Consider the following 11,644-nt stretch of genomic DNA (forward strand, 5'->3'; position numbering starts at 1 on the left):
ACAAAAACCCCCATCGGAACAGGTTTGCGTTCCGATGGGGGTTTTCTTATGGTTCCTTGATTTTCAAACTGAGCCGCATGAGATAGGAATCCGGGTCGTCTGTGGCGGCGTAGTTGACCAGATCGTCGCCGTACAGGTCCCCATCGATCTCATAGCCGTGGTCCCAGACCCAGTCCCGGAGATAGCGGCAGGCCGCCGCCTCCGTCTCATAAGAGCCCTGGTGGTAAAGCACCGCATAGGTGCCCTCCTCCCGAATCCGGATATCCCATCCGGTGGTGCCCTCCGGCACCCGGCAGTAATAGTAATCCTCCAGGAACGACCCCCGCTCCAGGCTCTCTTGGCAGATAATATCTCCTGGCGCCTGGGACATGGTCCCATTTTTTCTGGCCCAGGTCAAAAGGTTCCGAATGTGCAGCAGGTACACCGATTCCTCAAACCGCTCGAAATCAGGGGCGGGGGTCACCGCGCAGTACGCCCGGGGGTGCCGCTCGATCCTTACCTCCCCCGGCTGCACCCGCTGGGCCAGTTCTCCCCGGTGGAGGGTGGTCTCCAGCAGGGCGCCCATCCGCGCCAGCCGCCGCTGCTCCTCCTCCAGCGCCTGCCGCTTCTCCCGTAGCAGGGCCAGGAATGTCTCCGGACTGCGCCGGGGAAAATAGTCCCGGATCTCCGCCAGCGGTGTCCCCAAGCGGCGCAGGGCCGCAATGAGATCGTACTCCGCCAGCTGCCGAATGGTGTAGTACCGGTATCCGTTCCCTCCTACCTTCTGGGGCTTTAAGAGCCCGATGTGATCATAATGGAGAAGGGTATCTTTTTTGACCCCGCACAGGGCGGCAAACTCCGCCGTTTTAAAATAATGCTGCTCCATGTTGCCCCTCCCGAAAAAAAGTTGTTCTCTCCCCTTGACTCCGGGGTTACCCCATAGTTTATCCTTAGTATAACAAATGAAATGACAAAGAACAAGAACCTTTGTCCCGTCCCTTCCGCCCCCCATTCGTTTTGAGGTGAATCATCGTGAACGCAACCCCATCTACTTCCTGGAAAACTTTCTTCCATTACGTCATCCCTTCGGTCTCCGCTATGGTGCTCTTCTCTGCATACACCATCATCGACGGTATCTTCGTGGCCAAAGGCGTGGGTGAGACCGCCCTGGCCTCGGTGAATATAGCCCTTCCCTTCGTGAACATCCTCTCCGGCACCGCCATCCTTCTGTCCATGGGTACCTCCACACTGGTGGCCTTTGCCCTTGGCAACGGACAAAAGGAAAAGGCCGAGAAGATCTTTACCCAGACTGTCGTGGTCATTCTGGTGGTCTCCGGCCTCATTACCCTGGCTGTGAGCCTCTTCTCCGAGCCCCTGGGTTACCTCCTGGGTGCCGGCCCCCATACCATTGGCTACACCTCTCAGTACCTCCACATCCTCTGCCTGTTCTCCGTCTGCTTTATCCTCTCCTACTGTCTGGAAGTGATGGTCAAGGTGGACGGCGCCCCCCAGCTGGCGGTGATCGGCGTGGGCATCAGCTTCCTCATTAACGTGGGTCTGGACTACCTCTTCATCTTCCACTTCCATTGGGAAGTCTGGGGTGCCGCCCTGGCCACCGGCCTGGCACAGCTGGGCAGCGTGCTCTTCTTCCTGATCTACTTCCTGTCCGGAAAGTCCACCCTCCGCTTCCGTAAGTTCAAATTCCGCCTGGGGGACTTCCGTAAGATCCTCCCTCTGGGCATCGCGGACTGCTCCATCGAGCTCATGCTGGGCTTCCTGACCCTGCTGTATAACCGGGTCATCCTGGCCATGCTGGGCGAGAGCCACCTGGCCATCTACGCCGTCATCGCCTACATCAGCCTTCTGGTTTCCATGGTGATGCAGGGCATCGCCCAGGGCATGATGCCCCTGGTGAGTCTGGCCCTGGGCCGGAAGAACCCCGACCACATTAAGATCTATCTCCGCCAGTGCATGATCATGGTCCTGGTGGTGGGCGTGGCGGTGGAGGCGGCCTGCCAGCTGGCGCCTGCTCCCATCGTCTCCCTGCTGCTGGAAGGGGACAGCGCCCTCTTCGGCGACACCGTTTCCGCCCTGCGGCAGTTCGCTCTCTCCTACCTCCCCGCAGGCATCACCATCGCCCTGGCCGGCTACTTTGCCGCCCTGGGCCGGGCGGGTTCCTCCGCCTTCCTCTCCCTGAGCCGGGGCTTCGTCCTCCTGCCGGGCGCTCTTCTGGTGGTGGCCTTCCTCTCCAGCGGCTCTGCCATCTGGATGGCCGCCCTCATCGGGGAGATCATCAGCCTGATCCTGGCGCTGATCCTGCTGAAGAAAACCTCTCTCTCCGCCCTGACCCGCTGACCCCCTCTTCGCTTTTACGATCTTCCTTCTCAAAAACGCCCCTGGGATCTACTTGGTAGATCCCAGGGGCGTCGCTCCCTTTTATGGGGTTTTTCATTCCGCTTACAGGTCGCAGGCCACCAGATCCTCAAAGGTCTGCCGCCGCACCGCCAGCCGAGCCTTCCCATCCCGCACCATGACCAGCGCCGGCCGGCACAGCCGGTTGTAGTTGGAGGCCATGGTAAAGTTGTAGGCGCCGGTGGTGAGCACCGCCAGCAGGTCGCCCCGGTTGGCCCGGGGCAGGGAGATGTTCTCCTGAATGAGGTCGCCGCTCTCGCAGCAGCGGCCCGCCACGGTACACACAAAGTCCCGGGGATCGTTCATCCGGTCCGCAGGCAGCACCGTGTAGGGGGCCTGGTACAGGGCGTAGCGGGGGTTGTCGGTCATGCCGCCGTTGACGGTGACATAGCTCCGGTACCCTTCAATGGTCTTGATGCCGCCCACCCGATAGAGGGTGAGGCCTGCGTCCGCCACAATGCTCCGTCCGGGCTCCAGCAAGACTCGGGGCAGGGGGTAATCCTTCTCCTGGCAGCCCTGGCGCAGATGCTCCGCCAGCGCCTTGATGTTCCCGGGGATGTCCACCACCGGGTCACTCTCCAGGTAGCGCACCCCAAAGCCGCCGCCCAGGTTCAGCACCTGGACCACAAAGCCATGGGCCTGCCGCATCTCCTGGGCAAACTCCAGAAGGATATCCACGGCGTCGCAGAAGGGCTCTGCCTCGAAAATCTGGGAACCGATGTGGCTGTGGAAGCCCTCCACCTCCAGATTCTCCATGGACAGCGCAGCCGCCACAAAGCGGGCCGCCTGGCCGGTCTCAATGGGAACACCGAACTGGCAGTCGATCCGTCCGGTGTTGATGGCCTGCAGGGTGTGGGGATCGATCCCGGGGGTCACCCGCAGCAGCACCTTCTGCCGGATGTCCCGCTCCCCGGCGAACTGGTTCAGCCGCTCCAGCTCGCTGTGGTTATCCACGATGAAATGGCCCACGCCGCTCTCCAGCGCATAGATCAGATCCTCGTCGGTTTTGTTGTTGCCGTGGAAGTACAGCCGCTGGGCAGGAAAGCCTCCGGCCAGGGCCGTGTAGATCTCGCCGGGAGAGACCACGTCCGCTCCCATGCCCTCTTCCTCCAGCACGGGATAGAGCCCCTTAAAGCAGAGGGACTTCCCCGCAAAGAGGGGGTAGGACCCCTCCGGGAAGTGGGCGGCAAAAGCCTGGGTATAGGTCCGGCAGTTGGCGCGCAGCCGGGCCTCGTCCAGGACATACAGAGGAGCGCCGAACTCTTCCGCCAGTTGGACGGTGTCCACACCGCCCACAGTCAGATGTCCCAGTTCGTTTACGCCTAAATGTTCATACAGCATCGGTCATTCCATCTTTCTCTCTTGGTTTCTCAGGGACCCAGCAGGTCGTCCATGTGGTAGAATCCGGCAGGCTGCTTCACCACAAAATTGGCAGCGGCCAGGGCGCCCTCTGCAAACAGGGCCCGGTCATGGGCCTGGTGCTTCAGGGTAATGGTCTGGCTGTCGGTGGCGAAGATCACTTCGTGCTCACCTACCACGTTGCCCATCCGCAGGGCGTGGATGCCGATCTCGTTGGGCTGCCGCTTGTGCTGGCCGGAGCGGCCAAAGACGTATTCCGCGTCCGGCCGCTTGGCCTTTACCGCGTCGGCCAGAAGCAAAGCGGTGCCGCTGGGAGCGTCGGCTTTCCGGTTGTGGTGGGCCTCTACGATCTCCACATCGCAGCCGCCGAAAATGGCTGCCGCCTGGCCCACCAGGCGGGCCAGCAGGGCCACGCCAATGGACATATTATAGGACTGGAACACGGGGATCTTCTCCGCCGCGGCTTCCAGCATACCGAACTCTTCCGGGGTGTAGCCCGTGGTAGCGGCCACCAGAGGAAGGTTCCGCTCCACACAGTAGGCGGTCACTTCTGCGGCACCAGCGTGGTTGGAGAAGTCCACCACCACGTCTGCCGGGCCGGTGTAGTCGGACAGCTTGGTGTAGATCCCCTCGCCGCCGGACCGGTCCACCGCCGCAGCCAGGACCAGGTTGGTCCCGTCCAGGAGCTTGCATACCTCCTGGCCCAGGCGCCCGCAGGCGCCGTTGACAATGACGTTCATCTTCTTCCTCCGCTCTTACACGTTCAGACCCAGGTCCCGCATCCGCTGGATCATCACTTCGTAGTGGTCCTCCTCCATGGGCACCAGAGGCAGACGCAGGTAGTTCTCACAGAAGCCCATGGCGGCCATGGCGGCCTTCACAGGGATGGGGTTGCTCTCGCAGAAGAGGGAGCGGACCAGGGGCATGAACTGACACTGGAGCTTGGCGGCTCCGGCCACATCCCCGGCAAAGAACTTGTCGGTGATGGCCACGGTCTGGGCGGGGATCACGTTGGACAGGACCGAGATGCAGCCTGCGCCGCCCATGGACAGGATGGGCACGATCTGGTCGTCGTTGCCGGAGTAGATGTCCAGCTTGTCGCCCACCAGGGAGAAGGTCTCCACGATCTTGGAGATGTCGCTGTTGGCCTCCTTGATGGCGGCGATGTTGGGGTGCTCGGCCAGCTTCACATAGGTGGCGGGCTCAATGGCGATGCCCGTCCGGGAGGGGACGTTATAGAGAATCACGGGCTTGGTGCTGGCGTCAGCAATGGTGTTGTACATGGTCACCAGGCCCTTCTGGGTGGTCTTGTTATAGTAAGGGGTCACCACCAGAACGCCGTCGGCGCCGTCGGCGCAGGCGCTCTTGGTGAGCTCCACTGCGTAATCGGTCTCGTTGCTGCCGGTACCGGCGATCACGGGGACCCGGCCGTTGACCTTCTCACAGGCAAAGGCGATGGCCCGGCGGTGCTCTGCGTCGGTGAGGGTGGAGCTCTCGCCGGTGGTGCCGCAGATGACCAGAGCGTTGATGCCCTGGGCGATCTGCCAGTCGATCAGGCGGCCGAAGCGGTCATAGTCGATGCCGGTGGGGGTGGTGGGGGTGATAAGGGCGGTGGCAATGCCTCTGAAAATGGGGTTCTGCTGTCTCATGGTCTTTTCCTCCTGCATACTCGTCGTGTGCTCTGCCCGTTTTCTCTGCCAAACCAAAAAAGCAAATAAAAAAACAAGCAGGCTATGCGGGGATAGCTTGCTTGATAAAACGATGGAGCCACTGACGAAGCACGTCGGCAGGCTGTTATATCAAGGATAGCTCTCCGCAAAGTGTTTCATTTGCGACAGTCGGACAACTCTTAGTTTGTCCGCCCAGTTCGGCTCCCTTTGCAGCGAGAACCGCCTTCGGCGCTCATCCCTTTCCCCGGGCCTACCCTGCAAGGTATTGACCTCGGTTACTCTTGATGGAGCGCGTCCTCTATCTCTGGTTTGAACTTATCCTATTGCATTTCCCTCCATTTGTCAAGGGGGAATCTCTGCTTTTCTCCATGAAATCCCCTTTCTCATTCCGGGAAAAGAAGGGAATGTCCCACAAATTTCGTGACAACCAGGGAAAACTGTGGTATCCTGAGGAGCGAAACACCGCACAGTCCTTCTGTGCCCCAGACCAAGCAAGGGAGGTGCCGCTATGGATGGGTCCCCGAAAAATCTGGACGATATCTTCTCCTCCGCCGACCATTTCGACTTAGCCGCCATGGGCTTTGCTCTGACAGACGAGGAGGAACCGGAAGAGGAAACCGCCGAGGACGATACCCCGCAGATCAACCCTCTTCACGACATGGACAGCCTGGATTTTTACCTCTGGATGGACGAAGAGCTGGAGAAGGAGGCCGCCCGCCGGAAAGCCGCCAGGGCAAAGGAAGCCTCTTCTGCCGAAAAATAACCGCAAAAAAATGGCATGACCGCCGGTCATGCCATTTTTCTTTACAAAACACTGATCTGGTTAAAGCGCTGCAGCAGTTCCTCTGTGGAGAGGGCCTCCTTCTCCTGCCCGGCCCGGTCCAGAACGATCTTGCCCTGATGGAGCATCAGGAGACGGTCCCCGTACTCCACTGCATACCGCAGGTTATGGGTGACCATCATGGCGGTGAGCCCCTTCTCCCGCACCAGGCGGCCGGTGAGGGCCATGATGGTCTCTGCGGTCTTGGGGTCCAGGGCGGCAGTGTGCTCGTCCAGGATCAAAAACTTCAGGGGGGTCAGGGTGGCCATGAGCAGGGCCACCGCCTGGCGCTGGCCGCCGGACAGGGAGCCCATGCGGATATCCAGCTTATCCTCCAGGCCCAGCCCCAGAGAGGCCAGTTCCTGGCGGTAGAAGTCGATGCGCTTATGGTTCACCCCACGGCTGAGGCCAAACCGCTTTCCCTTGTTGTCCGCCAGAGACAGGTTCTCCAGCATGGTCAGGTTGGGGCTGGTGCCCAGGGCGGGGTTCTGATACACCCGGCCAATGGTCTCGTGGCGCTGGTAATTCTTCTGTCGGCGGATGCTCTTGCCATCCACGCACACGTCTCCGCTGTCCATGGCGATGCTGCCGCAGATGATGTTCAGCAGAGAGGTCTTGCCCGACCCGTTGCTGCCCACGATGGACACGAACTGACCGTCCTCTACGGTTAGGTTAAAGTACTGAAACAGCTTCAGCTCCGTCACGGTACCAGGATTGTAGGTCTTGTACATCTCCCGTATCTCAAGCATGGACGATCTCCTCTCCCCGTCTGCCTGCCAGCACCAGCACCAGCAGGAACAGAACGGCCGTAATAAACTTCAGCATATTGGCCGGCAGGCCCGCGTTAATGGCGATCTGGATGCAGAACTTATACAGAACGCTGCCCAGCAAAACCGCCGTGGTCCCCTTGGGGGTGGCCAGGACCCGGAGCACCGGGACGCCACGGAGCTTGCGCACCACAGGGGAATGGACAAAGAAACGGATGAGGGACACGCCAATGATGACAGTGGCCAGGCCGAAGACCACCTGACCGATGCCCATCACGGCGGAGTAGCTCCGCTGCTCCTGGCAGACCACGCCGCCGCACAATGCCACCAGGGCGTTGGCGATGACCAGGCCCAGGATCTTCATGTTGCCCTTGTTCTTGGCCAGGGTGGTCACCAGGGTGCCATTGTCCCCCGCCGCCCGCAGCAGCAGGCCGGACTTGGTCTGGAAGTAGAGGTCCAGAATGAGCTTCAGGATGACCGCCACCACCAGGCTCACCACCAGCTTCCGCTCCGTGAGGGACAGTCCGCTCAGCATGTCAGCCGGAGGGGCGGAAAAAATCGTGTCGATGGCCCGCTCCACCGTCAGGTTGGACCCTGCGATGAGCAGGTTGATGGAGGAGAGCGCTGTCATGGTAATGATACCTGCCAGCAGGTCCCGGACCCCCAGCTTTACATGGATGAGGCCCGTGCACAGGCCGGCCACAGCCCCTACCAGGGCTGCGCACAGCAGCGTTACCCAGGGATTGACCCCACGGATCAGCAGGACCGCCGTCACCGCTGCACCCAGAGGGAAGCTGCCGTCCACTGTCAGGTCCGGGAAATCCAGCACCGTATAGGTAATATATACGCCGTAGGACAGCAGCGCAAAAATCAGTCCCTGGGTCAGGGTCGATACGATCAGGTCCACCATAGGGGTCAATCTCCTTCCTCTTCCTTTGGGCTGCTCTTAGGCGCCCACGTCCTGCACTTCCTCGGCCAGGTCAGCGGGGACCTGCAGGTTCAGCGCAGCCAATGCCTTGCTGTTGCTATACAGCTCGTACTTCTCAATGATCTCATAGGGCATGTCCTGGCAGGTGGCTTCCCCCTTGAGGATCTTGGCGGCCATCTTGCCGGTCTGTACGCCCAGCTTTACGTAGTCCAGGCCGGCGCCGGCCACACAGCCCTTCTCCATCTGGGTGATCTCAGAGCCGTAGACGGGGATGCCTGCCTCGTTGGTCTTTTCCAGGATGGAACCCAGCACGCCCACCACGTTATTGTCGGTCAGGTTGGAGAAGCAGTCCACCTTCTTGGCGATCAGAGAGTCCACAGCCTGGGTCACTTCGGACTGGGCCGTGACGCCCACCTTCTCAATGGTGAAGCCGTACTTGGGAGCCAGCTCCTCATACACCCCAACGGAGTACACGGAGTTGGGCTCACTGGTGGTGTACACGATGCCGATGGTCTTGGCGTCCGGCTGGATGGCCCGGATGAGCTTCAGCTGACCCTCTACCGGCAGCACGTCAGAAGTACCGGTGATGTTGCCCTTGTCCAGCTTGGCCCCCACAGGGTCGGTGATGGCGGTGAAGATCACCGGGATGTCTTTATCCTCTGCCGCAGCGTAGCAGGCGGTGGCGGAGGGGGTTGCGATGCCCACCATGATGGCTGCGTCCTCCGCAGAGAAGGACTGGCCGATCTGGTTGGCCAGGTTCGCGTCAAAGTTTGCGTTTTCATAGTGGACGGTGTAGTCCTTGCCTTCCTCCAGGCCAGCCTCTTTCAGGCCCTGCAGGAAACCTTCCCGGCAGTTGTCCAGGGAGCTGTGATTCCCGTACTGGGAAATGCCCACGATCTTCGGCTCACCAGAGGCCGTATCGCCCCCCTGGCTGCCGCAGGCCGCCAGGGACACCGTCATCATCATTGCCAGGGCTCCACACATCAATTTTTTCAGGTTCTTCATCGGAAATCTCTCCTTTTGATTTGATTTTGATGGTTTGAACTGGGAGAAGCAGAAAAACAAAAAAGCCCTGCTCCACTCGCTTGAAAAACGAAATGGGACAAGACTCTAACTTCCTGCGGTACCACCCAAATTGACGCACAGCGCCCGCTCTCTTTCGCATACCATCATATGCGCCGCCCGGATAACGGGTGCGGTCCCCGTCGGCCACTACTGACTCTCTCAAAAGAAAGAGCGTTCACTCCGCCCTCGTAAGGCCATTCCCGATCCGTAATCCCGCTGCGATTTCACCGTCCGCAACTCTCTGAAGGGGTGAACGAAAAGGTACTATTCTTACTCTCTGGTTTACTTTAATTGACTTTACGGTTATCATAGCACTTCTTTCCCCCTCCGTCAAGGGGTTTTCCCTTTTTTCCTGCAAAAGCAAGTTGAGCCAAGTATCACTTGACATAATCAGGAATACCTGTTAATCTAATCTTGGATATTATATATAAGGAGGCTTCTCCATGTCCTTCGCTATTGTTACGGACTCCCCCGCCAACCTTCCTTTGGACCTGATCTGCCGAAATGGCCTCATGGTCATTCCCCTGTCTTACTCGCTCAGCGGCACAGAACGCACCTGCTCGGCACCGGATGCCTTTGACTCTGCCGCTTTCTTCCATGCTCTGAAACAGAAAGCCGAGGTCTCTACCTCCATGATCCCTCCCCAGCGCTTTGTGGAATACATGGAGCCCCTGCTCCAGTCCGGCCTGGACATTCTCTTTGTCAGCATGTCCTCCGGCGTGAGCTCTTCCTGCTCCTGCGCTGCCATCGCCGCCCAGCAGCTTCAGGAGACCTATCCCGACCGGTCCATCCGCATCGTGGACAGCCTCTGCTCCTCTCTGGGTGAGGGGCTTCTGGTCCTCCGGGCCTTCGAGCTCCGGGCCCGGGGCATGTCTCTCAATGAGACCGCCGATACCCTGCTGGCTCTCCGCAACCGGATCTGTCAGATCTTCACCGTGGATGATCTCATGTACCTCACCCGCGGCGGCCGCCTCTCCGGCGCCCGGGCTGTGCTGGGGACCATGCTCAGCATCAAACCTATCCTCAAGGGCAATGAGCAGGGAAAGATCGTCATGGCCGGTAAAGTCCGCGGCCGCAGCCAGTCCATCCGGGAGCTGGCCAGGCGCTATGAGGAACAGGTCGCCTATCCCGGGGATCAGATCGTAGGCATCGCCCACGGCAACTGCCCCGAGGACGCCGCTGCGCTGGCAGACCTTCTGCGCAAAAACAAACCACCCAAAGAGATCCTCACCGTCTCCTTTGACCCTGTCAACGGCGCCCATGCCGGCCCCGGCTCTCTGGCCCTCTTCTTTGAGGGGGGCGAAGACGCCCGCCTCCACTGACCCCCTTGCCATTTTTTCAGAGTGTGATAGAATCGAATGGAGTTCTATCACACTCTATTTTTTCGGAAAGAGGCGTGTTCCCATGCATGATGAATTGACCCAGGTGGATATCGACAAGATGAAGGAGGAGCTCCAGCACCGGATCCAGGTCCTCCGCCCTCAGCTCATCGAAGAGGTGAAGGTGGCCCGGGCCTTCGGTGATCTCAGCGAAAACTTCGAGTACAAAGCCGCCAAGCGGGAGAAGAACCGCAACGACAGCCGGATCCGCTACCTGGAAAATATGATCAAAACCGCCGTGGTCATTGACGGCACCTCCGATACCGATGAGATCGGCCTGTTTGATACCGTCACCTTCTACGTGGAGGAGGACGAGGAGGAAGAAACCATCCAGCTGGTCACCACCCTCCGGCAGGACGCCTTGAAAGGACTCATCAGCAAGGAATCCCCTGTGGGCAAGGCCCTTATGGGGCATAAGGTTGGAGATCGGGTCCTCATCGAAGCCAGCGAAACCTATCGCTACTATGTGCAGATCCGTGCCATCCAGAAGTCCACCGGAGACCCGGATATCCCCATCGGAACCTTTTAACCTTTGCAAAAGCCAAAAAGGGAGGCAGCCTATGGCCGCCTCCCTTTTCTCATTTTTCTCATTCCAATACTGCAAAGCGGGACAAAAAAACATCCCGAATGCCTATGCACTCGAGATGTTTGGTGACCCAGCGGAGATTCGAACTCCGGACACCCTGCTTAAAAGGCAGGTGCTCTGCCAACTGAGCTACTGGGTCAAATAATGGCTGGGGTGGCCGGACTCGAACCAGCGAATGCGGGAGTCAAAGTCCCGTGCCTTACCACTTGGCGACACCCCATCATAGATGTGATGTTCTATGAGAAGAGAGCCGGAACCGCTGCTCCGGCTCTCTCCCGAGATCTGGGGTGGGTAAAGGGACTCGAACCCTCGACACCCGGAACCACAATCCGGTGCTCTAACCAACTGAGCTATACCCACCATATAAAGTTGCTAAGCAGTGACAAGGAAAAATGGCACGCCTGAAGGGACTCGAACCCCTGACCCACTGCTTAGAAGGCAGTTGCTCTATCCAGCTGAGCTACAGGCGCATATCGAACAGACGTTGCTTCCATTCTGGGGCGGACTGTGTCAGCCAAATCAGCCCTACGACTTCCGCCAGCCCGGCTCCTCTCCGCTTCCATCTGCAAAACCGACACCCTAAGCTATCGACTTTGCAGATGGAGCGGGTGATGGGAATCGAACCCACGCGACCAGCTTGGAAGGCTGGGATTCTACCATTGAACTACACCCGCATAAG

11 protein-coding genes, 5 tRNA genes and 1 riboswitch are annotated in these 11,644 nt (G+C 59.5%); of the genes, 4 read left to right on the plus strand and 12 right to left on the minus strand.

All coding sequences use genetic code 11. The features are described 5' to 3' along the window. Positions 1–46: 46 nt before the first annotated feature. Entirely contained in the window at positions 47–865 is an 819-nt protein-coding gene (locus SOR61_RS07945) for a MerR family transcriptional regulator (protein ID WP_320612132.1), read from the minus strand. Positions 866–1,011: 146 nt separating this feature from the next. Between SOR61_RS07945 and SOR61_RS07950 the strand changes: the two genes are divergently transcribed. Further along, positions 1,012–2,334 carry an MATE family efflux transporter gene (locus tag SOR61_RS07950; protein WP_320612133.1) on the plus strand — a complete coding sequence of 441 codons (1,323 nt, stop codon included), beginning with the start codon at positions 1,012–1,014 and terminating at the stop codon, positions 2,332–2,334. 102 nt (positions 2,335–2,436) lie between these two features. Here the strand turns inward: SOR61_RS07950 and lysA are convergent, their stop codons facing one another. From lysA to dapA, 3 genes are read right to left on the minus strand one after another with little or no spacing between them, the layout of a single operon-like run. Continuing rightward, on the minus strand, positions 2,437–3,732 hold the full coding sequence (lysA, locus tag SOR61_RS07955; RefSeq protein ID WP_320612134.1) for a diaminopimelate decarboxylase: 1,296 nt from the start codon (positions 3,730–3,732) through the stop codon (positions 2,437–2,439). Positions 3,733–3,761: 29 nt separating this feature from the next. Then, a complete protein-coding gene (gene dapB, locus SOR61_RS07960) occupies positions 3,762–4,490 on the minus strand; it encodes a 4-hydroxy-tetrahydrodipicolinate reductase (protein WP_320612135.1) in 729 nt (242 codons plus the stop codon). A 15-nt stretch (positions 4,491–4,505) separates the two neighbouring features. Beyond that, positions 4,506–5,399, minus strand: coding sequence for a 4-hydroxy-tetrahydrodipicolinate synthase (gene dapA, locus SOR61_RS07965; RefSeq protein ID WP_320612136.1), 894 nt, complete (start codon positions 5,397–5,399; stop codon positions 4,506–4,508). 149 nt (positions 5,400–5,548) lie between these two features. After that, a riboswitch (Lysine riboswitch) is annotated at positions 5,549–5,729 on the minus strand. 199 nt (positions 5,730–5,928) lie between these two features. On the opposite strand from dapA, the gene SOR61_RS07970 reads away from it, so the two are divergent. Beyond that, a complete protein-coding gene (locus SOR61_RS07970; RefSeq protein ID WP_320612137.1) occupies positions 5,929–6,183 on the plus strand; it encodes a hypothetical protein in 255 nt (84 codons plus the stop codon). Positions 6,184–6,224: 41 nt separating this feature from the next. On the opposite strand, the gene SOR61_RS07975 is transcribed toward SOR61_RS07970, so the two are convergent. Genes SOR61_RS07975 through SOR61_RS07985 form a run of 3 tightly spaced genes read right to left on the minus strand, consistent with a single transcriptional unit; the run spans position 6,225 to position 8,940 of the window. After that, on the minus strand, positions 6,225–6,989 hold the full coding sequence (locus SOR61_RS07975; RefSeq protein ID WP_320612138.1) for an ATP-binding cassette domain-containing protein: 765 nt from the start codon (positions 6,987–6,989) through the stop codon (positions 6,225–6,227). Beyond that, positions 6,982–7,917 carry an ABC transporter permease gene (locus SOR61_RS07980; protein WP_407066524.1) on the minus strand — a complete coding sequence of 312 codons (936 nt, stop codon included), beginning with the start codon at positions 7,915–7,917 and terminating at the stop codon, positions 6,982–6,984. The genes SOR61_RS07975 and SOR61_RS07980 overlap by 8 nt, the downstream gene beginning before the upstream one ends. A gap of 36 nt (positions 7,918–7,953) precedes the next feature. Beyond that, positions 7,954–8,940: an ABC transporter substrate-binding protein gene (locus SOR61_RS07985; RefSeq protein WP_320612139.1), complete on the minus strand. Its 987-nt coding sequence runs from the start codon at positions 8,938–8,940 to the stop codon at positions 7,954–7,956. Between the two features lie 503 nt (positions 8,941–9,443). Here SOR61_RS07985 and SOR61_RS07990 point away from each other — a divergent pair. Continuing rightward, the gene (locus tag SOR61_RS07990; protein ID WP_320612140.1) at positions 9,444–10,322 is read left to right on the plus strand and encodes a DegV family protein; all 879 of its coding nucleotides are present in this window, start codon (positions 9,444–9,446) and stop codon (positions 10,320–10,322) included. An 82-nt stretch (positions 10,323–10,404) separates the two neighbouring features. Further along, on the plus strand, positions 10,405–10,908 hold the full coding sequence (locus SOR61_RS07995) for a GreA/GreB family elongation factor (protein WP_320612141.1): 504 nt from the start codon (positions 10,405–10,407) through the stop codon (positions 10,906–10,908). Positions 10,909–11,028: 120 nt separating this feature from the next. Here the strand turns inward: SOR61_RS07995 and SOR61_RS08000 are convergent. The 5 genes from SOR61_RS08000 to SOR61_RS08020 form a co-directional block, all read right to left on the minus strand. Further along, a tRNA-Lys gene (locus tag SOR61_RS08000) sits at positions 11,029–11,104 on the minus strand. Between the two features lie 6 nt (positions 11,105–11,110). Next, positions 11,111–11,185 (minus strand) — tRNA-Gln (locus SOR61_RS08005). A gap of 63 nt (positions 11,186–11,248) precedes the next feature. Next, positions 11,249–11,325 (minus strand) — tRNA-His (locus tag SOR61_RS08010). A gap of 33 nt (positions 11,326–11,358) precedes the next feature. Further along, positions 11,359–11,435 (minus strand) — tRNA-Arg (locus SOR61_RS08015). A 130-nt stretch (positions 11,436–11,565) separates the two neighbouring features. After that, positions 11,566–11,639, minus strand: a tRNA-Gly gene (locus SOR61_RS08020). Positions 11,640–11,644: the final 5 nt, after the last annotated feature.

This window comes from Evtepia sp. (assembly GCF_034090835.1).
Classification (GTDB): domain Bacteria; phylum Bacillota; class Clostridia; order Oscillospirales; family Oscillospiraceae; genus Evtepia.